The organism is Edaphosphingomonas fennica (assembly GCF_003034225.1).
GTDB lineage: Bacteria > Pseudomonadota > Alphaproteobacteria > Sphingomonadales > Sphingomonadaceae > Sphingomonas_E > Sphingomonas_E fennica.
Genome location: NZ_PHHF01000044.1, coordinates 58,501 through 83,931, shown reverse-complemented (window position 1 = coordinate 83,931; position 25,431 = coordinate 58,501). Strand labels below are relative to the sequence as shown.

18 protein-coding genes are annotated in these 25,431 nt (G+C 67.6%); 10 read left to right on the top strand and 8 right to left on the bottom strand.

The window, feature by feature from the left end; all coding sequences use genetic code 11:
* Positions 1–703 precede the first annotated feature (703 nt).
* The 3 genes from CV103_RS10775 to CV103_RS10765 are packed head-to-tail and all read right to left on the bottom strand — an operon-like array spanning position 704 to position 5,240.
* Positions 704–1,957, bottom strand: a complete 1,254-nt coding sequence (locus tag CV103_RS10775; RefSeq protein WP_070933495.1) for a spinster family MFS transporter — start codon at positions 1,955–1,957, stop codon at positions 704–706.
* On the bottom strand, positions 1,954–2,838 hold the full coding sequence (locus CV103_RS10770; RefSeq protein ID WP_107394918.1) for an alpha/beta fold hydrolase: 885 nt from the start codon (positions 2,836–2,838) through the stop codon (positions 1,954–1,956). The genes CV103_RS10775 and CV103_RS10770 overlap by 4 nt, the downstream gene beginning before the upstream one ends.
* A 20-nt stretch (positions 2,839–2,858) precedes the next feature.
* Complete coding sequence (locus CV103_RS10765; RefSeq protein ID WP_070933497.1) at positions 2,859–5,240, bottom strand: TonB-dependent receptor; 2,382 nt, start codon at positions 5,238–5,240, stop codon at positions 2,859–2,861.
* A 110-nt stretch (positions 5,241–5,350) separates the two neighbouring features.
* Between CV103_RS10765 and CV103_RS10760 the strand changes: the two genes are divergently transcribed.
* The 5 genes from CV103_RS10760 to CV103_RS10740 all read left to right on the top strand — a co-directional run bounded on the left by CV103_RS10760 (position 5,351) and on the right by CV103_RS10740 (position 12,200).
* Complete coding sequence (locus tag CV103_RS10760) at positions 5,351–5,983, top strand: TetR/AcrR family transcriptional regulator (RefSeq protein ID WP_107394917.1); 633 nt, start codon at positions 5,351–5,353, stop codon at positions 5,981–5,983.
* A 153-nt stretch (positions 5,984–6,136) separates the two neighbouring features.
* The gene (locus tag CV103_RS10755) at positions 6,137–8,455 is read left to right on the top strand and encodes a membrane-bound PQQ-dependent dehydrogenase, glucose/quinate/shikimate family (protein ID WP_107394916.1); all 2,319 of its coding nucleotides are present in this window, start codon (positions 6,137–6,139) and stop codon (positions 8,453–8,455) included.
* A gap of 45 nt (positions 8,456–8,500) precedes the next feature.
* Positions 8,501–9,565, top strand: coding sequence for a PA0069 family radical SAM protein (locus CV103_RS10750; RefSeq protein ID WP_107394915.1), 1,065 nt, complete (start codon positions 8,501–8,503; stop codon positions 9,563–9,565).
* An 86-nt stretch (positions 9,566–9,651) separates the two neighbouring features.
* On the top strand, positions 9,652–11,352 hold the full coding sequence (locus tag CV103_RS10745) for a tetratricopeptide repeat protein (RefSeq protein ID WP_107394914.1): 1,701 nt from the start codon (positions 9,652–9,654) through the stop codon (positions 11,350–11,352).
* Positions 11,349–12,200: a 4-(cytidine 5'-diphospho)-2-C-methyl-D-erythritol kinase gene (locus CV103_RS10740; protein WP_211314382.1), complete on the top strand. Its 852-nt coding sequence runs from the start codon at positions 11,349–11,351 to the stop codon at positions 12,198–12,200. The genes CV103_RS10745 and CV103_RS10740 overlap by 4 nt, the downstream gene beginning before the upstream one ends.
* A gap of 225 nt (positions 12,201–12,425) precedes the next feature.
* Here the strand turns inward: CV103_RS10740 and CV103_RS10735 are convergent, their stop codons facing one another.
* Positions 12,426–14,261, bottom strand: a complete 1,836-nt coding sequence (locus CV103_RS10735; protein ID WP_245896769.1) for a DUF885 domain-containing protein — start codon at positions 14,259–14,261, stop codon at positions 12,426–12,428.
* Positions 14,262–14,356: 95 nt separating this feature from the next.
* Between CV103_RS10735 and CV103_RS10730 the strand changes: the two genes are divergently transcribed.
* Positions 14,357–15,103 carry an enoyl-CoA hydratase/isomerase family protein gene (locus tag CV103_RS10730; protein ID WP_070933504.1) on the top strand — a complete coding sequence of 249 codons (747 nt, stop codon included), beginning with the start codon at positions 14,357–14,359 and terminating at the stop codon, positions 15,101–15,103.
* Complete coding sequence (locus CV103_RS10725; protein WP_015459957.1) at positions 15,100–15,825, top strand: N-formylglutamate amidohydrolase; 726 nt, start codon at positions 15,100–15,102, stop codon at positions 15,823–15,825. The genes CV103_RS10730 and CV103_RS10725 overlap by 4 nt, the downstream gene beginning before the upstream one ends.
* Here CV103_RS10725 and CV103_RS10720 read toward each other — a convergent pair.
* A complete protein-coding gene (locus tag CV103_RS10720) occupies positions 15,815–16,225 on the bottom strand; it encodes an EVE domain-containing protein (RefSeq protein ID WP_015459958.1) in 411 nt (136 codons plus the stop codon). The genes CV103_RS10725 and CV103_RS10720 overlap by 11 nt on opposite strands.
* Positions 16,226–16,474: 249 nt before the next feature.
* Here CV103_RS10720 and CV103_RS10715 point away from each other — a divergent pair, with 249 nt between their 5' ends.
* A complete protein-coding gene (locus CV103_RS10715) occupies positions 16,475–18,844 on the top strand; it encodes a TonB-dependent receptor (RefSeq protein ID WP_107394912.1) in 2,370 nt (789 codons plus the stop codon).
* A gap of 42 nt (positions 18,845–18,886) precedes the next feature.
* Here CV103_RS10715 and CV103_RS10710 read toward each other — a convergent pair whose 3' ends face one another.
* Complete coding sequence (locus tag CV103_RS10710; RefSeq protein WP_107394911.1) at positions 18,887–19,267, bottom strand: nuclear transport factor 2 family protein; 381 nt, start codon at positions 19,265–19,267, stop codon at positions 18,887–18,889.
* Between the two features lie 95 nt (positions 19,268–19,362).
* Between CV103_RS10710 and CV103_RS10705 the strand changes: the two genes are divergently transcribed.
* Both CV103_RS10705 and CV103_RS10700 read left to right on the top strand, forming a co-directional pair.
* Entirely contained in the window at positions 19,363–20,517 is a 1,155-nt protein-coding gene (locus tag CV103_RS10705; protein WP_015459961.1) for an acyl-CoA dehydrogenase family protein, read from the top strand.
* Between the two features lie 3 nt (positions 20,518–20,520).
* Positions 20,521–21,657 (top strand): acyl-CoA dehydrogenase family protein, encoded by a 1,137-nt coding sequence (locus CV103_RS10700; RefSeq protein WP_107394910.1) that lies wholly within the window; start codon positions 20,521–20,523, stop codon positions 21,655–21,657.
* Positions 21,658–21,807: 150 nt separating this feature from the next.
* Here CV103_RS10700 and typA read toward each other — a convergent pair whose 3' ends face one another.
* Complete coding sequence (typA, locus tag CV103_RS10695) at positions 21,808–23,628, bottom strand: translational GTPase TypA (RefSeq protein ID WP_070933508.1); 1,821 nt, start codon at positions 23,626–23,628, stop codon at positions 21,808–21,810.
* Between the two features lie 108 nt (positions 23,629–23,736).
* A complete protein-coding gene (locus tag CV103_RS10690) occupies positions 23,737–25,368 on the bottom strand; it encodes an alkaline phosphatase family protein (RefSeq protein WP_107394909.1) in 1,632 nt (543 codons plus the stop codon).
* Positions 25,369–25,431: the final 63 nt, after the last annotated feature.

The window sequence follows — 25,431 nt, the reverse complement described above, 5'->3', positions numbered from 1 at the left end:
TCCCAGACCCCCCGCTTATGAAGCCAGACATGCCTTGGCGGGCGGAATGCCACCGCTCAGGCCGATATCCTTGGCCCGGTCAAATTCGGTTGTGACGCCCACGTCGATGAAAAGCGCGTTCGCTGTCCGCATCTATGGCCCCTCATTCTTTCATTGAGAGGCTTCCCGGACCAAGGCCCGGTGTTCGCAACCCTGCGCGTCGAGGCTTTGCCGTCGTTGGGCAGAGCCTTGGACATGCGCGACAGCCATCCGGCCGGAAAATCCGACCGGCCCGTGGCAATGGTTACGACGCCCCCCCGCAGCCCGATTTGCGGAGCTGCCTCATCTTGATGGCAAAATGTCCGAAGGCCGTAAATAGAGATATGGAAGATGTGGCCGCCAAAGGGCGGAGTCGTGTCGCGATATCTATCGGAAGGAATATTGGAGGCGCGGATATGAATAGGGGTAGGTCAGCTTATTGAGAAAGTGAGGCCTCCGAGATGTGGCGGCAAGGGGGCTTTAAAATTCTGCGAATGGTAGCCGAGGAGCGGCTGTTCCTTGATGAGGTGGAAAGTTTCTTGACCGAAACGCTGTGTCTGGAATTGCCAGGTCGCGATATCGCCGGGTGATTGCGGATCAAGGGCCCGTGGCCTCCTCGGGGCCTCGCCTGCCTTCATACGGCCATTGGTTCTTCGTCGGGGCTTTCGGTCCGGGGTGGCGCCCGTCAGGCCGGCAGGTCGCCGATCCAGTCCCGGCGCAGTCGGGGGCCGGCCAGTGCCATCAGCGCCGCCGCCAGCAGGTAGAGCGCCAGCGAATAGAGCATCGAATGGCGGAGCGCTTCGCTGCCGTAGATCGGGGCCAGCGCGTCGGAAAGGGCGCCGAGGGCGTAGATGCCGCCGCCGAGGCCGATCAGGTTGTTGATCAGCAGGAACAGGGCCGAGGCCGTCGCGCGGGCCGGTGGCGTCACGAGATGCTGGATGGCGGCCAGCACCGGCCCCAGCCAGACATAGGCCATGGCCTGCGGCACGAGGAACAGGATGAAAGCCAGGCGCACGTCGGCGCTGTAGATGCCGATGGCGAAGAGCGGCACGCCGATCAGGAAGGCTGAAGCCGGCAGATAGGCGAAATAGGCGCGATCGCGCGAGCCCAGCCTGTCGCCCAGCCACCCGCCGAGCAGCATGCCGGCCACGCCGCCGATCAGCAGCACCGCGCCGATGAAATAGGATGTCTCCACCAGATCGAGCGCGAAGCTGCGCTGGAGCAGGCTGGGGAGCCAGAAAGCCAGCCCGTAGCCGAGCATCGAGCTTGTCGCCGCGCCGAAGGAGAGCAGCCAGAAGGAGGGCTTGCCCGCCAGCAGACGGGCGGTGGCGAGCAGGCGCGGCGCTTCCCCGGCGGCATCGGCGGCGACCTTCCTGTCGCGGACGAGGAACTTGAACAGCGGCGCGATCAGGATGCCGGCGCAGCCGACGGCCAGGAAGGCGGCCCGCCAGTCGACCGTGGCGGCGATATAGCCGCCGGCGAGAACGCCGGCCGCCGAGCCCAGCGGGATGCCGAGCGAATAGACGGAAAGCGCGAAGGCGCGGCGATGGCTGGGGAAATAATCGCCGATGAGGGCGTAGGACGGGGCGACGCCGCCCGCCTCGCCGATGCCCACGCCCAGCCGGGCGATGAAGATGTGCCAGAAATTCTGCGCGAAGCCGCAGAGCGCGGTGAAGCCGCTCCAGCAGATCAGCGAGAGGGTGATGACCCAACTGCGGCGCGTGCGATCCGCCAACCAGGCGAGCGGCACGCCGAGGGTGGAGTAGAGGAGCGCGAAGGCGACGCCGCCGAGCAGGCCCATCTGGCCATCGGACAGGCCGAGATCGTGCTGGATGGGGGCCGCCAGGATGGCCAATATCTGCCGGTCGACGAAATTGAAGATGTAGACGACCAGCAGCATCGCCAGCACGACATTGGGCCGGGACGGCTTGGCGTTCATATCGATCCGTCCGGCAGGCCGCGCAACCAATGTTCGATCGCATCGAGCGCGGCCGGCTCGTCGAGCAGGGGCGCATGCCCCCGCGACGGCACCTCGACATGGGCGAACGGCCCGTCGTGGCGGCGCGCCATCTCCGCGACGGTGGCGGGGGAAAGAAGGTCGGAAAGGGCGCCGCGCACCACGAGCACCGGCGTGGCGGACAGGGCATCCCAGAGCGGCCAGAGATCGGGCGGGATCGTGCCGGGCTCGTCGCCGCCGATGCTGCCGGCGATGGCGGGATCGTAGGCAAAGCGGACGGCGCCGTCCCCATCCTCGCGGCAGGTGCGGCGGGCGAAGGCGAGCCAGTCCTCCGCCGTGAAACCGGGAAAGGCCTCCGCATTGATCGCGGCGCAGCGCGCGGCCGCCTCGGCCCAGTCCGCGAAGGCCGCGCCCGGCCCGACATAGCCCTGGATGCGGGCGAGGCCCGCGGGTTCCAGGCGGGGGCCGATATCGTTGAGGGCGATGGCCGATATGCGATCGGGCTGCATCGCGGCCATCATCATCGCCATCAGCCCCCCCATGGAGGTGCCGATCAGGGTCACCTTATCCACGCTCAGCCCGTCCAGCAGCGCGAACATGTCCGCCGAATAGATATCGGGCCGGTAATTGCCCGGATTGGCATCATGATCCGAAAGGCCGCGCCCCCGCTGGTCCGGCACGATCAGGCGGTATCGCCCGGCGAGATGCCGGGCCAGCGGCTCGAAATCGGCGCTGTTGCGGGTCAGGCCGTGCATCAGCAGCAGCGTGGGCCCTTCGCCCGGGTAGATGCGGGCGAAGAGCTCCAGCCGGCCGCACGCGCTGCGATAGCGGTGCGGCACGAAGGCGGTGGGATCGATCGTCACGAAGGGGCGCCGCGACCGCGTCAGAAATTATAGGTCGCGGTCACGAAGACCTGGCGCGGGCTGCCGTAAAAGGCGGTCAGCGTGCCCTCCTTGCCGAGCGTCGGGATAAGGTTGCCGTTCGGCGCCGTTCTGAGCGCCCCGGTGACGGGATCGGCATCGAGGAAGGTATAGCCCGACGTCTTATACTGCTTGTCGAGGAGGTTGCGGCCGTGCAGCCCGAGGCTCCAGCGATTGGCCGGCGCGGTATAGACCAGGCTCGCATCCCACAGCGCATAGCCCTTCTGGTCGATATAGGGGTTGGGGATTTCGAACTGGTAGGTCTTGCTGCGGTAGGACACGGTCGAGCTCAGGCTGATCTCGCCATCGGCCAGGGGCGCGGCATAGGTGAAGGTGCCGCTGCCGGTCCATTTGGGCGTGTTCTGCACCTTGCGGAAATCGGCGACGTCGACCGGGCCCTGGCCGGGAACCTGCGTCACATATTCCTTATATTTGGCATCGATATAGCCGAGCGAGCCGGAGAAGGTGATCCTATCCCCCGCCATCGCCAGATCGCGGCCGAGGCGGGCCGTCGTCTCAAGCTCCAGCCCCTGGAAGCGCGCCTTGCCGGCATTGGTGATGACGCCGCAGAAGGTGGGGACGCCGTTGACCACGCAGCCCGACGATCCGGGGATCTGCACGTCCTTGTAATCCATGCGGAAGGCCGCGAGCGCCACATAGAGCGCCCCGTCGAGCAGATTGCCCTTGTAGCCGACCTCGTAGCTGTCCACCGTTTCCGGGCGGAAGCTGAGATAGGCGGCGATTTCCGAATCCTCGAGCACGCCGTCGCGGTTGAGATCGGGCGCGTTCACGCCGACGCCGCGCGGATCGAAGCCGCCGCCCTTGAAGCCCTGCGAATAGCTCGCATAGATATTGTGATCGCGGCTGGGCTGGTAGCTTACCGAGACGCGCGGGGTGAATTTGTTGAATTTCCGGCTGCCGTCGAAATCGGTGCCCGGCGCGCCGAGCGGCAGGCCGATCCCGCCGAACACCGGCGATCCGCCGCCGAGATAATTCTGGCGGAGAATATAGGCGCTGCGCTTGTCCCAGGTGTAGCGGCCGCCGGCCGAAAGGCTGAGCTGTTCGGTGAATTTGAAGGTGAAATCGCCGAAGATCGCATAGGTATCGGTATCCACATCCGCCTGGGTGAAGGCGGTGAGGCCGGGGAGCAGTATCGGATCGGACGTGAACAGCCGCACGTCGAACTGGGTATCGGCCTTGGCGGACAGATAATAAGCGCCGATGAGGCCGGTCAGCGGGCCGCCATTGTCATATAGCAGCTGGAATTCCTGGCTGACCTGTTCGTTGCGGTAATAAGCCGGGACGTCCACGTCGACGGCGGCCAGCGCATCGAAATCGATCGGCGAGGCGCTGTCGTCCTTGCGCCAGCCGCTGATCGACCGCAGCGTGAAGCCGGCGCCGAGATCGGCGGTGACGTTCATGGAGAGGCCATATGCCTCCACATCCTGCTTGGGATCGTTGAGCGCGCCTTCGCTGTCATACACGTCCGACAGAACCGGCGTGCCGGAAACCAGCCCAGGGATCAGGCGGTGCCCGCCGCGCGGGTTGCTCTTGTCCTTGGTATAGTCGCCGGAGATGCGGATCTCCACCGGCGCGCCATGGCCGCCCACTTCCAGCGTGCCGCGCGCGCCCCACACATCCTTGTTGTAATTGTCGAGGCCGGTGGTGAGGTTTTTTCCGAAGCCCCCGCGCGAAAGCCTTGCCAGCGAGGCGCCGACGCGGACGATCGAGCCGATCGGCGCCGAAGCCGTGACCACGCCGTCCGCCTGATCGTAGCTGCCGTAGCTGCCCTTCACCTTGAGCGAGAATTCCTCCGGCAGCGGCTTGGTAACATATTTGACCGCGCCGCCGATGGTGTTGCGGCCGTAGAGCGTGCCCTGGGGGCCGCGCAGCACCTCGATCCGCTCGACATCGTAGATATCGAGCACGGCTGCCTGCGGGCGGTTGAGATAGACATCGTCCAGATAGATGCCGACGCCCTGTTCGAAGCCGGAGACCGGGTCCTGCTGGCCGATGCCGCGGATGAAGGCGGACAGCGTGGAGTTGGTGCCGCGCGAGGTTTCCAGCGTGACGTTGGGCGTGGTGAGGCCGATATCGGTAAGATCGATGGCGCCCGCCTTTTCGAGCTGCGCGCCGCTGAAGCTGGTGACGGCGATCGGCACGTCGATCAGCCGTTCCTCTCGCCGCCGGGCGGTAACGATGATGGCGGCGTCGGCTTCGTCGATCGAGACGGTCGGTTCGATCGATTGCGCCTGGGCCGTGCCGCCGGAGGCGAGGCCCGACGCGACCAGCACCGCCGCAAGACCGATATTTGCGCCACGCACGAGAAAACGGGCCTTGCCCATCGCATCACTCTCCCTGGTTTCGTTCTATTTGAGGGAGCTATATTGATAGTTGAACCATCTTTCAATATGGCTCGTTGCCATAGCATCGGTCAGCGGGTAGCTGTGTCTTCATGACCACATCAGAACCGTCCTCCGGGCCCGTCGGAAACAAGGTTCCGCGCACGGAGCGGGGGCGGCAGACCCTGCGCAAGCTGCTGGACGCCGCGGCCATCGAATTTGGCGAGAAGGGGTTTCACGAAGCCTCGATCATCGGCATCACCGGCCGGGCCAAGACGGCGCTGGGAACCTTCTACACCTATTTCGATTCCAAGGACGAAATCTTCCGCGCGCTGGTGACGGACCTGAGCGATCGCGTGCGATCCACGGTGGGCGCGGCGCTGACCGGCAGGGCGGACGGCGGCGCCCTGGAGACCGAGCGCGAGGCGCTGGCGGCTTTCCTGCGCTTCGCCGGCGAGCATAAGGAAATCTACCGGATCATCGACGAGGCCGAGTTCGTCGACCCCGCAAGCTATCGCAGCCATTACGAATCGACCGCGCGGCGCATCTTCGAGCGATTGCAGGCCGGCGGCCGATCGGGCGAGCTGCGTACCGATCTTCAGGAAGCCCATGCCTGGGCGATCATGGGCATGAACGTGTTCCTGGGCCTGCGCTACAGTATCTGGTCCGAAGAATTGCCGGCGGATCAGGTCGCCGAAGTAGCCCGATCGATATTGCAGGACGGCATTACCCGGCCTTCATCCTGACCGGTTCTGCCCGTCATTTTCGGGCATCCGCATTAATCGTTTGATATTTGGCGAACATCTTCACAAGATACTGCGCCCGATAGGGCATGTTGCGCGGCCAGATTTTGCGGGAGGCGTCGATCGCGTTCCCGCGCATGCTTCGGGAGCCCAGCCATGCGCCTGCTTGCCCGCCTGTTTGCCGCGATCCTCCTCCTGATCGGACTGGGCCTTGCGCTTGGCGGCGCATGGTTGGCCGCGCTGGGCGGATCGCCTTATTATCTGCTGGTCGGGCTGGCCTATATGGCGGCCGCCTTCCTGGCATGGCGCGGGCGCGCGGCCGCCCTGTGGCTGATGGCGACGATCATGGCGGCGACGCTGGCCTGGGCCTTGTGGGAGGCGGGGCTGGATTATTGGGCGCTGTTCCCGCGCCTGATGGCGCCGCTGGCGCTGACGGGGCTCGGCCTGGCCTTCCTGCCTTCGCTGGTCCGCACGGGTGCGCGGAAGGCGGCTTATGCCGGCGCGGGGGGCTGCGGCATCGTCTTCGCCGCCCTGTTCGCCTTCGCCTTCGTGCCGCATGGCGCGATCATGCCCGCGGCCGGCGCGACCTATCCGGTGAGCAGCGGCAGCAACGGCCCGGACAATTGGACCTCCTACGGCAAGACGACCGAGGGGCTGCGCTACACCGCTTATACCCAGATCAACCGGGAGAATATCAGCAAGCTGCGCCCGGCATGGACGTTCCGCACCGGCGACAGCGGCCCCGGCATCGACCAGAACACCCCGCTCCAGATCGGCGACACGCTCTACACCTGCTCGCGCAACAACCGCATCGCCGCGATCGACGTCGACAGCGGCAAGCCGCGCTGGACCTTCGATCCCCAGGCCAGGTCGCCGATCTGGCAGCGCTGCCGGTCGCTGGCCTTTTTCCACGACGATGCGAGCGCTGCGGACGCGCCCTGCGTCGACCGGATCATCGCCACCACCATCGATGCCCGCCTCTTCGCGCTGGATGCCCGCACCGGCGCGCGCTGCCCCGGCTTTGGGCAGGACGGCATGGTCGCGCTCTCGCAAGGCATGGGGCCGATCAAGCCCGGCTATTATTTCCAGACATCCGGGCCGCTGGTGGCGCGCAACCTCATCATCATCGGCGGCTGGGTGGTCGACAATCAGGAGGTGGGCGAGCCTTCCGGCGTGATCCGCGCCTTCGACGTGCGCAGCGGGGAACTGGCCTGGGCCTGGGATCTCGGCAATCCGGCCATCACCAAATTGCCGCCGCCGGGGCAGACCTATACGCGCGGCACGCCCAATATGTGGACGACCGCCGCCTATGATGACCGGCTGGGGCTGATCTACCTCCCGCTCGGCAACGCCACCCCCGATTATTACGGCGTCGGCCGCGCGCCCTGGGCGGATGCCTATAATGCGACGCTCGTGGCCCTCGACGTCGCCACCGGGCGGGAGCGGTGGAAGTTCCAGACCGTCCACCACGACATCTGGGATTATGATCTGCCGGCCCAGCCCGCGCTCATCGACGTGGCGGACGGCCGCGGCGGCAAGGTGCCCGCCTTGCTGCTGCCCACCAAGCGCGGCCAGCTCTTCCTGCTCAACCGCGCGACCGGCGCGCCGCTGGCGGAGGTGGCGGAAAAGCCGGTGACGCAGGTGGGCGCGGCGCCGGGCGAGCGGCTCTCGCCCACCCAGCCTTATTCCGTCGGCATGCCGGTGATCGGTGCCATGCGGCTCAGCGAGAAGCGGGCGTGGGGCATGACGATGTTCGATCAGCTCGCCTGCCGCATATCCTTCCGCCAGCATCGCTATGATGGGGATTTCACCCCGATCGGGCTCAGGAAGGCGCTGGAGCAGCCGAGCAATGTCGGCGGGCTCAACTGGGGCAGCCTTTCGGTCGACGTCGCGACCAACCGGGTGTTCATGAACGATATCCGGACGCCCGCATCCTACCGGCTGGTGCCGCGCGCCGACTATCCCGCTTACTCGAAGAAGGTGCCGAGCGACGGCACCGGCCACGGCCCGTCGCCGCAGGCGGGCACGCCCTACGGCATGGGCACGATGTTGTGGATGAGCGGGCTGGGCGTCCCCTGCGTGCAGCCGCCCTTCGGCACCATCACCGCCATCGACCTCGACAGCCGCAGGATCGCCTGGCAGGTGCCGGCCGGCACGGCGGAGGAGCTCGGGCCGCTGGGCCTGAAGCTCGGCCTGCCGATGCCGATCGGCATGCCCACCTATGCCGGCACCTCGGTAACGGCCGGCGGCCTCCTCTTCTTCGCGGGCAGCCAGGATTTCTACCTGCGCGCCTATGACACCGCCACCGGACGCGAGCTGTGGAAGCATCCGCTGCCGGTGGGATCGAGCGCGACGCCGATGACCTACATCTCCCCCCGGACGGGGCGGCAATATGTGGTCGTGTCGGTAGGCGGCGCGGCCCATTCCGAGGCGGTGGGCGATTATGTGATGGCTTTCGCCCTGCCGACGGGCTGATCGGCCTGGCTTGCATTTTTGTTCTCTTTATGTTCCATTCGGCCCATGGCGATCAACGGGCGTGGAGCGACGGGCAACCGGACCAGCCGGCGTTTCGGCCTTCCCGAGCGGGAGGCCGACGGCGACTGGCTGGACGACCGTGAAGCGGTGGACGGGCCGCCGCCCGGGCTAAAGACGACCGTGACGGCGCTGACCCCGCGCACGATCATCACCTACAATAAATCGCCCGACATCGGCTTCGATCGCTCCATCAACGCCTTTGGCGGCTGCGAGCATGGCTGCATCTACTGTTTCGCGCGGCCGACGCATGCCTATCACGATCTGTCGCCGGGGTTGGATTTCGAATCGCGGTTGTTCGCCAAGCCCGATGCCCCGGCGCTGCTGCGGCGTGAGCTGATGAAGCCCGGCTATCGGGTGGGGCCGATCGCGATGGGGACGAATACCGATCCCTATCAGCCGATCGAGGGCGAATGGCGCATCACGCGCGGCATATTGGAGGTGCTGGCGGAGACAGGCCATCCGCTGACGATCACCACCAAAACCGATCGCGTGATGCGGGATATCGACCTGCTGGCGCCAATGGCCGAGAAGGGGCTGGCGGCGGTGGCGCTTTCGGTGACGTCGCTGACGCCGGAGATCGCGCGGACCATCGAGCCGCGCGCGCCGCGCCCCGAGCGGCGGCTGGCGGCGGTGCGGGCGCTGCGGGCGGCAGGCGTGCCGACCTTCGTATCGATCGCGCCCGTGATCCCGGCGATCACCGATCATGAGATGGAGCATCTGGTGGAGGCGGCGGCGGATGCAGGCGCGATCGGCTGCTTCTTCATCCCCGTGCGCCTGCCGCATGAGGTGGCGCCCCTGTTCCGCGCCTGGCTGGATGCGCATTTTCCCGATCGCGCGGCCAAGGTGATGGGGATCATCCGCGACATTCGCGGCGGGCGGGACAATGATCCCGGATTCCACAGCCGGATGAAGGGGGAGGGCGCCTGGGCAGAGCTGATGCGCACCCGTTTCCACATCGCCTGCCGCAGGCACGGCCTCGTCAATCGCCACGTCCCGCTCAGGACCGATCTGTTCCGCCCGCCGGAAGGCGACCAGCTGAGATTATTCTGACCGAAAAACGGTCGAAATCCCGCAACAAGGGCCTATGATCGGCAGGAATCGAAGAATTGAGGCCGCAAGGCCGGAATGAGGATGACATGAGCCCGCTTCGTCCGATCGCCGCCGCCCTGATCGCCGGCCTGCTGGCCAGCGGCGCGACCCTGCCGGCGCTGGCGGCCGCCCCGGCGCCCCAGCTCCGCGCGACGGTGAGCCCGGAGATTTCGCCGGTGCTGGAATATGTGCGGGCGCGGGCGGCGGATTCGGCGGGCCTGACGGAGCTTGCGGCGGTGGGCTATGGCGCCGCGCTCGCGGCTTCCCCCGATGACGAGCTGATCGCCACGCGGGCCTATCGCCAGGCGATGATGGCGGGCGATCGGGCGCTGGCGGTTCGCGCGGCGCGCATCCTGGATGCCAAGGACAGGCTGCCGCCCGATGGCGAGATGCTGCTGCTGGTCGAGGCGGTGGCCGCCAGGGACTGGGACGGCGCTGATGCGCTGGCCGACCGGATCGAGAAGGACCAGGTGTTCGCCTTCACCGTGCCGGTGCTGCGCGCCTGGATCGTGCGCGGCCGTGGCAAGGGCGATCCGCTGGAGCCGCTGGACGGTGCGCGCCGGGCCGGGGGCATCGCGGCGGCCTATGCGGCCGAGCATCGCGCGCTGCTGCTGATCGCGACCGGCCAGCGCGACGAGGGCGTGGCGGCGGTGAAATCGCTGACCGGGCCGGGCGGGCGCGGGGCGTTGCGGCTGCGCATCGCGGCGGCCGCGGCGCTGGTGAAGGCGGGCGATCGTGCGCAGGCCCTGGCCCTGCTGGATGGCGAGGAGCCGCTGCTGGCGGTGGCCCGCCGCCGGATCGCCGAGCGCAAGCCCCTGCCGCCCGGCGTTTCCACCGCGCCGGAAGGTTTGGCCGAGCTGTTCACCCGCGTGGCCGTGGACATCAACCGTGAGCGGGTGACGCCGATCGCGCTGACCTTCGCGCGGCTGGGCACCTTCATGGCGCCCAAGCATGCCGAAACCTGGCTGGTGGCGAGCGAGCTGCTGACCGCCCAGGAACATTATGGCACCGCGCTGAAGATATTGGACAATATCGGGCCGCGCGATCCGATGGCGGAAGCGGCGCGGGGCCAGCGGATGGAGCTTCTGGTGAAGCTGGGCGATCGCGAGACGGCGCTGGACGAGGCGCTGAAGACGGCGCGCCGATCCACCGAGCCGGCGGCGTGGACGCGGGTGGGCGGCATCTACAGCCAGCTCGACCGGCCGGCCGACGCGGCCGACGCCTATCGCCGCGCGATCGACCTTGCCGGAAGCGGCGACGGCGCCGGACCGCGCTGGACGCTGCTGTTGCTGCTGGGAAGCTCGCTCCACGAAGCGGGCGACTGGGCGGCGGCGCGCCCCGTGCTGGAGGAGGCGGCGAAGGCGGCGCCGGACGAGGCGGTGGTGCTCAACTATCTCGGCTATGCCCAGCTGGAGCGGCGGGAGAATCTGGCGGAGGCGCAGACCCTGATCGAGCGGGCGAGCGAGCTGCGGCCGGATGATTCCGCGATCACCGATTCGCTCGGCTGGACGCATTATGTGCGCGGCGACGTGCCCCGCGCGATCGAGCTGCTGGAGCGCGCGGTGGAGGGCGAGCCGGGCGAACCGACGATCAACGAGCATCTCGGCGACGCTTATTGGTCGGCCGGGCGGCGGCTGGAGGCGCGCTTTGCCTGGCGCGCAGCGCTGGTGCATGCCGACGACAAGGAAAAGCAGCGGATCAGCGCCAAGATCGACATGGGCTGGACGCCCGAAATGGCGGCTCCCTGAGCGCGATCGCCGATATCGGCCACGCCAAGATCAACCTTGCGCTGCATGTCCGCGCGCGGGGTGGCGACGGTTATCACGCGATCGAGACGATCTTCGCCTTCGCGCGGGATGGCGACGGGCTGGCGGTGGCGCCCGCCGACGATCTGAGCCTTGCCATTGATGGGCCCTATGCTGCTCTTCTGGCGGCGGAGCCTGTGGAGACCAACCTGGTGATGCGCGCGGCGCGGGCGCTGCGGGGTGCATTCGGCGTTTCGGCGGGGGCCGCGATCCGGCTGGACAAAAGGCTGCCGGTGGCCTCGGGCATCGGCGGTGGATCGGCCGATGCGGCGGCGGCGCTACGGGCGTTGGCGAGGCTGTGGGCGCTGCCGGCGGATGATGCCCGGATCATGGCGATCGCCGCGGAGCTGGGTGCGGACGTGCCGGCCTGCGTGGCGAGCCGGACGGCCTGGGCGGACGGGCGCGGCGACCGGCTGGTTGCGATGGCGGGAGCCGAGGCGCTGGCCGGAATGCCGCTGCTGCTGGTCAATCCCGGCGTCGCCTGCCCGACGGGGCCGGTGTTCCGGGGCTGGGACGGCGTGGATCGCGGGCCGCTGGAGCGGGGCGATCCCCTGCGGGCGGCGCTGGCCGGCCTGAACGATCTGGAGGCGCCAGCGAGGGCACTGGTGCCAGAGATAGGCGAGGCGATCGGGTTGATCGCCGGCATGCCGGGGGTGGTGCTGGCGCGCATGTCGGGATCGGGTGCCACCTGCTTCGCCCTTTTCGCCGAAGCGGCCGATCGCGATGCCGCGGCCGGCCGGCTGATGGCCGCGCGGCCGGGCTGGTGGTGTCTCGCAACGGCACTGATCTGACCCGACCGTCCCGAAACGGGACGGGGCGTTCCGCCGAAAGCCCCGGCTTTCCGCCCTTCGCCCATATGGCATGACGCTTGCTGATCGTTACGGTAGCGGATCGCTGCGCGCGCGGCGGTGCATCCATCCGCGGGCGGCCGGTCCATCCCCCATGATGCAACCCGCCGTCAGGGGGCGGCGGTTCCTTGCGGAGCCGCCGCCCTTCCCCTGCCGGACCGGCGATATCTATCGGGACGGAAGCTGATCCGCCTGCCCGGCGACGAGATCGAGGGGCATGGGGCCGTTCGCCAGCACCAGCGCGTGGAATTGCCGCCGGTCGAAACGCCGGCCGCGCGCCTTGGCCATCGCGTCCCGTATCTCGAGCAGGCGAATCTGGCCGAGCTTGTAGCCCAGCGCCTGCGCCGGCCAGGCCATATAGCGTTCGATTTCCGCCACCACGCGGCTTTCCGCCACGCCGGTGACGTCGCGCATATAGGCGATGGCCTGTTCGCGGCTCCAGCGCATCGCATGCATGCCGGTATCGACGACGAGGCGGACGGCCCGGAACAATTCGTCCTGCAGGCGGCCGAGATTGCCGAGCGGGTCTTCGGCATAGGCGCCCATCTCGGCGGCGAGCTGCTCGGCATAGAGGCCCCAGCCTTCCTGATAGGCGTTGAAGCTGGCGATGCGCAGCAGCAGCGGCGCCTCGCCCAGCGCCAGCGCGATGCAGCTCTGCGTATGATGGCCGGGCACGCCTTCATGGTAGCTGAGCGTAGGCAGGCGGAAGCGGGCGACGGCGTTCATGTCGCGCAGGTTGATCCAGTAGGTGCCGGGGCGCGAGCCATCGAGCGACGGGCCATCGTAGAAGCCGCCGGGGGCGCCATCCTCCGTCGCCAGCGGGATGCGGCGGACCTCGAGCGGCTGGGTGGGGATCAGCGCGTTGGGCAGGATTTCGGCATAGCGCTCCTCCATCTGGTGGACGAGGCCGCGCACATAATCGAGCAGGTCGGCGCGGCCCCGATCGCTGTCGGCGAAGAGGTTGGCCGGATCATGGGCCAGCGCATCCATGCGCGCGCCGATGCTGCCCCGGGTAAGCCCCCGCGCGGCGAGCAGATCGCCCATGGCGGCGGAGATGCGCTCCACCTCGGACTGGCCGATCGCGTGGATATCCTCCGCCGGCAGGTGCGAATCCGCCAGCGCCAGGACGTTGGCGGCATAAAGCGCCTCGCCCTGCGGCTGCGCCCAGAGCCCGGCCTCCGCCCGGCCGCGCGGCAGCATCGCGACCATCTGCCGGCGCAGCGCCTGGAAGGCGGGCCGCGCGCGCTTGCGGAGCGCGGTGATCGCGCGTTCCTCCGCCTTCGCGCGGAAGCTGGCGTCCAGCCGGGCCGCGTCGGTGCGGGTGCGCAAGGCCGCGATCAGGGGATGATCCGCCTCCGGCCCGGCCAGGAAGGCATCCAGCACCGGCAGCGTCCTGGCGATCAGCGCGGCGGGCGGGACGGCGCCGGCCGCCTCGTCCGCCCGCACCTTTTCGATCACGCCGGCGAAGGCCGTGGGGAAGTTGTCCAGCTTGGCGATCCAGGCGTCCACCGCCTGCGGCGTGGCGAGCGACTGCTGCGCCTGCATCGCGTTCGGCGTGTCGATGTGCGGGCCGGCGATCTGGGTGACGAGATAGGGCACATGGCCCGAAAAGTTGAAGGCGTTGATCCGGCCATAGGGAATGGCGGCCGACCGGTTGGCATTGGCGAGGATGTTGGCGGCGGTGGCGAGGCGCAGGCGGGCGAGATCATCGTCCTTGCCGCAGGCGACGGGCGCGAGATCGGCCGCCGCCTGGGCGAGCGCGGCCCGCCAGGCGGCCTCGCCGGCCGGGGAATAATCGTCCAGCCGGGTGGCGAGCGGGCCGCCGACATCGGCATCGGCGACGCCGTTATAGACGGCGGTTTCGGGCGTATGGGCCAGCAGCCGATCGGCGATCGCATCCAGCGGCGCACGGATCGGGCAGGGGGGCGGGGGCTTGGCGGCGGCGGGCGAAAGCAGCGAGGGCGCGGCCCAGGCGGCGATCGCGCCGCCGCCCAGCAACCTCATGGTTTCGCGCCTTGTTCCGCCCCGATCCATCCGATCATCCCCATGCCCGTGAATTGCAGTGGTGACATCCGCCGCGATCCACGGCAACTGGTCGCATGTTCCGATATGTTAGCGACGGGCCGTTCGGCCGCCTGATCATCGATCGCCCACGCCAGCGCAATGCCGTGCCGCTGGAAGGCTGGGGCGAGCTGGCGGCTGCCACGGTCGCGGCGGAGATGGCGGCGCCGTGCGCGCTGATCGTGCAATCGGCGGCGGAAGGGGCCTTCTGCGCGGGCGCGGACCTGGGCCATCTCGCCACGCTGGGGCAGGATGTCGGCGGGCGCACCGCGTTCCGGCTGGCGATGCGCGGGGCGATCGACGCGCTGGCGGCCTTGCCCTTTCCGGTGATCGCGGCCGTGGACGGCGGCTGCTTCGGCGCGGGCGTGGCGCTGATGTTGGCCTGCGACGTGGCGGTGGCGGGCGAAGGCGCGCGGTTCGCGGTGCCGCCGGCGCGGCTGGGCATCGCCTATCCGCAGGAGGATATCGACCGGCTGGCCGCGCGGGTGGGGCGCGGGCAGGCGGGGCTGATGCTGCTGGGCATGGAGACGATCGATGCGGCGGAAGCCGCGCGGATCGGGCTGGTCGAGCGCGCCGTGCCCGTGGCGCTGGCCGAGGCCGAACGGCTGGCGGCGGCGATGGCGGAGGGCGCGCCTTCGAGCTTCGCGACCCTGAAGCGGATGATCGCGGGCGTGGGGCCGGGCGTGGATACCGACGCGCTGTTCGACGCGAGCTTCGGATCGGCGGATTTCCCCGAAGGGATCGCCGCCTATCGCGAGCGTCGCAAGCCGGAGTTCCGGCGATGAGCGAGGCGTGGATCGACATTCCCGGCAATCCGGCGTCGCGCCTGCTGCTGATCGGGGATCATGCCTCCAACCGCGTGCCGGCGGACATCGACCTGGGCATCGATCCGGCGCTGCTGAACGAGCATGTCGCCATCGACATCGGCGTCGATCCGCTCGGCCGGGCGCTCTGCGCCGCGCTGGATTGCCCCGGCATATTGGGCGGGGTGTCGCGGCTGGTGACGGACCTGAACCGGGAGGAGGACAAGCCCGGCCTAGTGCCGATCGCCAGCGACGGCCACGCCGTTCCGGGCAATGCGCTGGACCATGCCGGGCGCGAGGCGCGGATCGCCCGTTTCTGGCGGCCCTACCACGCCCGCGTGGCGGAATTGATCGCGTCCGGCCTGCCGGCGATGCTGATATCGCTCCACAGCTTCACGCCGAAGCTCGCCACGTCGGACGAGCCGCGCCCATGGTCGATCGGCATCCTCTACAATGAGGACGATCGCGCCGCGCGGATCGCGATCCCGCTGCTGGAGGCGGCCGGCGTGGCGACCGGCGACAACCAGCCTTATTCGGGCAAGGTGCTGAACGCGACGATGAACCTGCACGGGGAGGGCAGCGGCATCCCCTATCTGGGCATCGAGGTGCGGCAGGACCTGATCGGCGACGAGGCCGGCGTTGCCCGCTGGGCGGGGATATTGGCGCCCGTCATCCGCGCGACGGCGGACGCCCTTATCGGCTGAGGCCGCCCGCCAGATCGAGGATCGCCGCCCATTCGGCATCGCTGACGGGCGAGACGGACAGGCGCGACTGGCGCACCATCTCCATCCCCGCCAGCCGGGGATCGCCCTTGATCGCCGCCAGCGTCACGGGCTTGGCCAGCGGGGCGACGGGGGCCACCGCCACCGATGCCCATTTGCCGTCCGGCCCATCCGGCCGGGCGGTGCGGGTGATCCGCATCACGCCCACGCACGCCTTGTCCGCGCCGCTATGGTAGAACAATGCTTCGTCGCCCACCTGCATGGCGCGCAGGTTGATGCGGGCGGTGGGGTTGCGCACGCCATCCCATTCGGTTGCGCCATCGCGGACCAGATCTTCCCACGCATAGCTTTCGCGTTCGGATTTCATCAGCCAGTGCGCCATGCGCTCTCCTTTCCCTCGATCGCGGCGAGGCGATCCTAGATCATTTTCCGTTGCTTTAGATCGACAAACTCGAAAGCCGCCGGCCCGCATCCCTGGCGCCTTTCGAGGTGCATCGTCGCTCTTTCTTTTTTCATCCGAATTGCGTTATGAAAAGCGACAGCGGAAACGCATATGCGTTGTTGAATGCAATGATTAAGCCGATCCGCGTGAAAAACATAATAAGACATAACCATACAGGGAGGATCATAAATGGGTTCGTTCACCGCGCGCCGGCTGGCACTCGGCCTGGCTTATGCCGCTGTTTCCATTGGCGCTCTTTCTACGGCGACCGCCTTTGCGCAGGCCGAGCAGGGGGCATCGGCCGCCGCGCAGGCGCCGAACGGCGGGCTTGAGGATATCGTCGTCACGGCCCAGCGCCGTTCGGAAAATCTGCAGACCACGCCGATCGCCATCACCGCGCTGACCGACAGCGCGCTGACCTCCGCCGGCATCACCGACATCACCGGGGTCGTCCAGGCGACGCCCAGCCTCTATTTCGCGCCCTATCCCAATTCGTCGACCACGCTGATCCTCTACATGCGCGGGCAGGGCATCGGCGATCCGGGCATCATCACCAAGGATGGCGGCGTCGGCCTCTATGTCGACGGCATCTACCAGTCGCGTCCGCAGGCGTCCGCCTTCGACCTTGCCGATGTCGAGCGGGTCGAGGTGCTGCGCGGCCCGCAGGGCACGCTCTACGGCCGCAACACCACGGGCGGCGCGGTGAACATCATCAGCAAGAAGCCGACCGGCGAGGCTTCGGTCGACGGGCTGGTGACGATCGGCAACTACAACCATCAGCGCGTGCTGGTGAACGCCAACCTGCCGCAGCTCGGCGATTTCAAGATCAAGCTGACCGGCCTCTACAGCAACCGCGACGGCTGGGCGAAGAATGCCGACGATACCGGCGACACGCCGGATGCCAACGATTTCCAGAGTGACCGCAAATATGCGGTGCGCGGCGCGATCCGCTGGGAACCGGCGGACAATGTGACGATCGATTATTCGGGCGATTACAGCAACGCCCGCACCACGCCGGTGCGCTATGTGACCGATCCGGCGGTCGCTTCCTTCCTCTTCCCCGGCTACACCGACAATCCGAAGGAAGCCTATCGCCCGGTATACCTGCCCTATAGCCGCGTGAAATCGGACGGGCAGACCCTGATCGCCGAATGGGAAGCGAATGACGGGCTGACGCTGAAGTCGCTGTCCGCCTATCGCCACATCAACTACACCGCCTACCAGGATTATGTGGAATCCTTCCTGGCGCCATTCTACTCGATCGATTTCATCCATTCGAAGACCTACACGCAGGAATTCCAGGCGATCGGCGATATCGGCGACCGGATCAAATATGTCGGCGGCCTATATTATTTCCGCGAGAAGGCGGACCACCTGCTGCTGGTGGATGTCGGCACCGGAGTGCCGGGGCAGCTCGCCATGTCGGACCGCTATACCGAGGCCAAGTCCACGTCGAAGGCGATCTTCGGCCAGGCGACCTGGACGCCGCCGATCCTGGAAGACAATCTCGAGGTCACGGTCGGCGGGCGCTACACCTGGGACAAGCGTAGCGCCGATCGCACCCGCAGCGCCGAATTCTTCATCGGCGATACGCCGGAGGACGTATCCCCGCTGGTGAACCGCCGCTTCCTCGGCAACGGCACCTATTTGCCGCTGGGCGTGACGGTCGGCGATATCCGGGTGAAGAGCCACAAGTTCAATCCCTCGGTCATCCTGAACTATCGGGCGACGGACAATGTCTCCGTCTACGGCAAGGTGGTGACGGGCTATAAGGCCGGCGGATCGAACGAAGCCTCGCCCACCTTCACCCGCACCTTCGACCCGGAAACGGTGACGAGCTACGAAGTCGGCGTGAAGAGCGATCTGTTCGATCGTCGCGTCCGCCTGAACCTCAGCGGCTTCATTGCCATCTACAAGGATTTGCAGCTCGATATCTCGGCGGATGCGGCCGATGCGTCGCTCGCCGATACCTTCAACGTCGGCCGGGCGAACGTGAAGGGCCTCGAGGCGGACCTGACGGTGGTGCCGGTGAGCGGGCTCACCTTGGCGGCCAGCTATACCTACACCCATTCGAAGATCACCAAGGTGTTCGCGCCGGAAGGCTCGATCTTCGATCCCGTCGTCAACGCCGGGTCGCCGGTGCAGGTGGGCGATGACATCTCGGGCTATTTCGTGCTGCCCTTCACGCCCAAGCACAGCCTGCGCCTGTCCGGCGACTGGACGGTGGGCGATATCGGCCCCGGCAGCCTGGCGCTGCATGCCGATTACACCTGGAAGGACAAGATCTACACCACCGCGGGCGACGGCCCGTCCGTGCCGATGGGCCGCGACAAGCCGATCAACGCCAGCTACGGCCTGGTTGACGGGCGCATCACCTACACGATCGATCGCGGCGACGATCGCAGCATATCGCTGGCGCTGTGGGGCAAGAACATCTTCGACAAGCGCTATCCGGGCTTCGTCGTCGGCTCGGGATCGATCATCGACGGCTATTTCTCGCAGGCGGCGTCCTATGGCCAGCCGGCGACCTATGGCGTGGAGCTTGGCTTCCGCTTCTGATGCGAAGGGCCGCCCGGATCGCCATGATCCGGGCGGTGCCGATCAGTCGGGCGAACGGGGGCTGATCTCGATCCGGGCGATGCGATCGCCGGCAATCGTATAGCGCCCCGTCAGCGCCAGCTCGATCACGTCCCCCGCCCGGACGGATCGGCCGAGGAAATCCGGCACGTCGATGCGCGCCGTCAGCCTGTCGTGGATCGATACGGTGGCGCCAGCGGCATCGCTTTCGATATGTTCCGGCGTCATCCGGTCCTCGAACCGCTCGATCATCCAGCGATAGGTGGCAAGATAGGCGTCGCGGCCGATCTGCTCGCCCGCGGCGGACCGCAGCACCACGTCTTCGGCCAGCAGCGCCGACAGTTCCGCCGCATCCCCGCGATTATAGGCATCGTAATAACGACGCATCAGTGCGGTCGCATCCATCCGTCTCTCCCCCGTCGATGTTGCCCTTTACGTTAGCGTAAGGGGATGGCAGTCTCCCCAGCGGACGGGGATCATGGCCCGCCGGAGAGGATAGCATGGCAGACGAGGAAATCTTCCGCGCCGAAACCCGCGCCTGGCTGGAGGCGAATTGCCCGCCGGCGATGCGGGAGCCGGTGACGGGGCTGGACGATGTCTATTGGGGCGGCCGCAACGGCCGCTTTTCCAGCCCGGAGCAACAGGCATGGTTCGAGGCGATGGCCGCGCGCGGCTGGACCGTGCCCGATTGGCCGAAGGATTATGGCGGCGGCGGCCTCAGCCCTTCCGAGACCAAGATATTGCGCGAGGAGATGGCGGCGCTCGGCTGCCGCAGCCCGCTCCACAGCTTCGGCATCTGGATGCTCGGCCCCGCGCTCCTGAAATTCGGCACGGAGGAGCAGAAGCGCCGCTATCTGCCTGATATCGCGCAGGGCCGCATTCGCTGGTGCCAGGGCTATTCGGAACCGGGCGCCGGATCGGACCTCGCCGGCCTCCAGACGCGCGCCGAGGACAAGGGCGATCACTGGCTGGTCAACGGGCAGAAGATCTGGACCAGCTATGCCGACAAGGCGGACTGGATATTCTGCCTCGTCCGCACCGATCCCGCGCAGAAGCAGGGCGGCATCAGCTTCCTGCTGTTCGACATGGCCTCGCCCGGCGTCTCGACCAGGCCGATCCTGCTGATCTCCGGCTCCTCACCCTTCTGCGAGACCTTCTTCGACGATGTGAAGGTGCCCAAGGAGCAGATCGTCGGCGCGGTGAACCAGGGCTGGACCGTCGCCAAATATCTGCTGGGGCATGAGCGCGAGATGATCAGCGCGATGGGTTTCGGCAGCGGCGATCCCTCGCTGGGGCGGGATCTGGCGGAAAGGCTGGGCGCCTTCGCCAACCCGGTGCTGCGGGCCGAGGTGGCGCTGCACGACGTGGACATGCTGGCCTTCCGCGCCATGTCCGAGAAATTCCTGGACGAGTTCAAGGCCGGCCTGGCCCATCCCGCCCAGCCATCGATGATGAAATATGCGGGGACCGAGCTGAACAAGCGCAGGCTGGAACTGGAGATGGCGGCCGGCGGCACGGACGCGCTGGTCTGGGGCGACGACAATGCCGTTTCCCGCCACTGGCTGCGTTCCAAGGCCAATTCGATCGAGGGCGGCACGAGCGAGATCCAGCTCGGCATCATCGCCAAGCATATCCTCAACCTGCCGGGAGCCTGAGCAATGGCGTTGTTCCTTACCGAAGAGCAGGTGATGCTGAAGGACATGGCCGGGCCTTTCCTGGCCGATCAGGCGCCGGTGAAGCATCTCCGCCAGTTGCGCGATGCGAACGACGCCGCCGGCTTTTCCCGCGACCTGTGGCGGCGGTTCGGCGAGATGGGGCTGGCGGGCGTGCTGGTGCCGGAGGCGCAGGGCGGCGGCGGATTGGGCCATGTCGAGGCCGGGATCGTGCTGGAGGAGATCGGCCGCAACCTTTCGCCATCGCCCTTCCTGTCGACCGCCGTGGCGGCGGTGACGGCGATCGGCGGCGCGGATGCCGAGCTTCGCGCCCGGTGGCTGCCGGGCATCGCGACGGGCGAGACGGTGGCGGCGATCGCCGTGGACGAGGGGCGCCGGCACGATCCGGCCAATGTCGCGCTGGCGGCCGAGCGATCGGGCAATGGCTTCCGCCTCAACGGCGCCAAGCGCTTCGTGGTGCACGGCCATGTCGCGGACCTGCTGATCGTGGCGGCGCGCACCTCCAGCGACGTGGGCGAGATGCGGGGCATCACCCTGTTCGCGGTGGAAAAGGGCGCGGCCGGCCTTACCGCCGATCCGGTGCGGATGGTGGACAGCTCGATCGCGGCGGAGATGCTGTTCGAGGACGTGGAGGTGGATGCCGGCGCGGTGATCGGCACCGTCGACGACGGCTGGAGCCTGCTCACCCGCACGCTGGATGCGGGGCGCGTGGGTGCTGCGGCCGAGATGCTGGGCGTGGGCGGCGCGGCGATGGCCATGACGATGGACTATCTGCGCCAGCGCAAGCAGTTCGGCCGGCTGATCGGCGAGTTCCAGGCGCTGCAGCACCGCGCCGCGCATCTTTATTCCGAACTGGAGATCGCCCGCGCCGCGACGCTGAAGGCCGCGCAGCTCATGGATGCGGACGACCCCAAGGCGGAGCTGATGGCGGCGGTGGCCAAGGCCAAGGCCGGCAAGGCGGCGATGCTGGCGGTGCAGGAAGGCGTGCAGATGCACGGCGGCATCGGCATGACCGACGAATATGACATCGGCCTCTACATGAAGCGGCATCGCCTGCTGGACGAGCTGTTCGGCGACACCGCCTTCCATGCGGAGCGGGTGGCGCGGCTCAACAATTATTAGAGCGGGGCGATATTCGGGGTGCCGGGCGCAGCTCGTGCCCGGAAAGCGCCGTCACCGCCCTGCAGGCGCCGAAACAGAAAACCCCGCGCAACGATGGTTGCGCGGGGTTCTTTCTTCCGGCCCCGATGAAGACGGGGCGATCAGGATGCCTCAGGCCGCTTCGGAAGCCCGCTTGGCGCGCTTGCGCTCGTGCGGGTCGAGGTGGCGCTTGCGCAGGCGGATGGTCTTGGGCGTCACCTCCACCATCTCGTCATCGTCGATATAGGCGATGGCCTGTTCCAGCGTCATCTTCTTCGGCGGGGTCAGGCGGATCGCGTCGTCCTTGCCGCCCGAGGCGCGGAAGTTGGTGAGCTGCTTCGCCTTCATCGGATTGACTTCGAGATCGTCATCCTTGGCGTTCTCGCCGACGATCATGCCCTCGTAGAGCGGCTCGCCGGGGCCGACCATCAGGATGCCGCGATCTTCCAGCGAGTTCAGGGCATAGGCATTGGCCTCGCCATTGCCGTTGGAGATGAGGACGCCGTTCTTCCGGCCCTCGATCGTGCCCTTATAGGGGCCATATTTCTCGAACAGCCGGTTCATGATGCCGGTGCCGCGCGTATCCGACAGGAATTCGCCATGATAGCCGATCAGGCCGCGCGACGGCGCCGAGAAGGTGATGCGGGTCTTGCCGCCGCCGGACGGGCGCATGTCCGTCATCTCGGCCTTGCGCTGGTTCATCTTGTCGACGACGGTGCCGGAGAATTCCTCGTCCACGTCGATCACGACGGTCTCATACGGTTCCTCGCGGCCGTTCTCGCCATCGCGGAACAGCACGCGCGGGCGGCTGATGCCGAGCTCGAAGCCCTCGCGGCGCATCGTCTCGATCAGCACGCCGAGCTGGAGCTCGCCGCGGCCCGCCACCTCGAAGCTGTCCTTGTCGGCGGCTTCCGTCACCTTGATGGCGACGTTCGATTCCGCCTCGCGGAACAGGCGGTCGCGGATCATGCGGCTGGTGACCTTCGATCCCTCGCGGCCCGCGAAGGGGGAATCGTTCACCGCGAAACGCATCGACAGCGTCGGCGGATCGATCGGCTGCGCCTTGATCGGCGTGCTGACGGAGGTATCGGCGATGGTGTTCGCCACGGTCGCCACGGCCAGGCCGGCCAGGCTGATGATGTCGCCCGCCTGCGCTTCCTCCACCGGCACGCGATCGAGGCCGCGGAAGGTCATCAGCTTGGACGCGCGGCCCGCCTCGATCACATTGCCGTCGGCATCGAGCGCGTGGATCGGCTGGTTGAGCTTGACCACGCCCGAATTGACGCGGCCGGTGAGGATGCGGCCGAGGAAATTGTCGCGATCGAGCAGCGTGACCAGGAAGGAGAAGGGCGCATCCAGATCGACGCTGGGCGGCGGCACATGGCTGATGATCTTTTCGAACATCGGGGTCAGCGTACCTTCGCGCGCCTCGGGATCGTCGCTGGCATAGCCGTTGCGGCCCGAGGCGAAGAGCACGGGGAAGTCGAGCTGCTCGTCCGTCGCGTCGAGGCTGACGAACAGGTCGAACACCTCGTCCAGCACTTCCTGCACGCGCGCGTCCGAACGATCGATCTTGTTGACCACCACGATGGGACGCAGGCCCAGCGCCAGCGCCTTGCCGGTGACGAACTTGGTCTGCGGCATCGCGCCTTCGGAGGAGTCGACCAGCAGGATCACGCCGTCGACCATCGAGAGGATGCGTTCCACCTCACCGCCGAAATCGGCGTGGCCGGGCGTGTCGACGATGTTGATCCGCGTGCCCTGCCAGTCGATCGAGGTCGGCTTGGCGAGAATGGTGATCCCGCGTTCCTTTTCCAGATCGTTCGAGTCCATCGCGCGCTCTTCCACGCGCTGATTGTCGCGGAACGTGCCCGACTGGCGGAAAAGCTGGTCGACCAGCGTGGTCTTGCCATGATCGACGTGCGCGATGATGGCCACGTTGCGGAGGCTCATGAAAAAGGATCCTGCGGAGGAGAGGGAATTTGCCGGGCGCCATATCCGAATCGCCGCGCTGCAACAAGGCAACAATGCGTTTCGGCGGTCATGGCGCCCGGAAAACCATCAATCGGCGCAGCTGTCGGCCGCGCCCGCATCCAGATCGAGGCAGCGGCCGTCAATCTCGCCCGCCGGGATCTTGAGGCCGACCAGCGCGCCCAGCGTCGGCAGGATATCCACCGTCTCCACCGACAGCGGCTGTTCGAAGCCGGTGGCGCCGGGGCGATAGAAGAGGATCGGCACGCGCCGGTCGTTCTGCCAGGGCGAGCCATGGGTGGCGACGAAGCCCCTGGTGGGATCGGCGATCGGCATCACCTTGGGCTTCAGGAGGACGATCAGGTCGCCCGAGCGTTCCGGATCGAAGGAGGCGCGGGTGCGCTCGGCCAGCGACCATTCCTCCACCGGCGGCTGCGGCATCGGCAGGCGGCGCATGTCGTCGGCGGTGAACACCTCCGCCACCTGGCGGTGCGCCAGCAGCCGCGCCTTGAGCGCCGCGAGCAGGCGCGGGCGGACATCCGCCGGAATCTCGCGCGAGAGATACCAGTCGCCGAACGGCCCGTCGCCGTGGATCAGATCGTCCTTCAGCGAGAGGTTGAACTCCCTGGCCATGATCTCGGAATAGGCGGCCGGGTTCAGCTTCGGATCGACGCGCTCGGCATAAGCGAAGCCGCGCTGGCGGGTGCGCTCGGTCAGGTCGTGGCCGCCATGGTCGGCGGTGAGGACGACGGCATAGGGCACTTTCGTCGCATCCAGGGCGGCGAGGATGCGGCCGACATTATTGTCGAGCGCCACCATCTGCGCGCACATCTCCGCGCCCTCGGTGCCGTAGGTGTGGCCGACATAGTCCGTCGCCGAAAGGCCGATGGTCAGCACGTCGGTGCCGGCGCCGCGGCCGAGCTTCAGCTCGTCGAGCAGGCCGATGGCGAGATCGGTGGTGGCGGCATCGAAATCGGCGGCGGCGCGGAAGCCCTTGAAATCCTCCGCCTTGCGATCGGCCAGCACGCCCACCTGCTTGCCCTGTCCGATCGGCACGGCCACCGAGCGCGAACGGCACATCGCCGGCAATTCCGCCTTGCCGGGCTTCGCCACCAGCGCGGCGACGCGGGCGTTGATCGGGCCGATCGCGGCCGGCACAGGGCGATCCTTGCGATCGGGCAGCGTCACATAGCTCTTGCCGCCCCAGAACCACATCTGGTCGGTCACATGGCCGCCCATCATCACGGCGGCGCGATCCTTGCCGGCGACGGCGACGACGCGGCTGCCGGGATCGGCGGCCTTCATCCGATCGCCCAGCGTCTGCGCCTTCAGATAGAGCGGCGAGACGACATAATGATCGGAATCGCTGCCCGGCGCGGACGGATCTTCCGAGCAATAGACCTTCTTGTCGGCGCGCGGCAGCGACAGATCATACCAGTTGTTGGCGACGATGCCGGTGCGGCCGGGGCGCGATCCGGTGAGGATCGTCGAATGGCCGGGGCAGGTTTCGGTGGCGGCGTGGCTCTGATAGCCGGCCGGGAAGACGATCGCATTGGCCAGCCGCTTCATGCCGCCGGTATAATGCTGCCGATATTCGGCGAAGAGATCGGCGGAGAACTGATCGACCGAGATCGCCACCAGCAGCTTCGGCCGGGAAGGCTGCGCCACCGCGCCGTCCGCCTGCGCCGCCGTCGGCAGCATGGCGGCCGTCGCCGCCGCCATCGTAACCTTTTGCCACAATTTCACTTGGATGCTCCCGGTATGCGTGCTGGCCCCGGCGGTGCT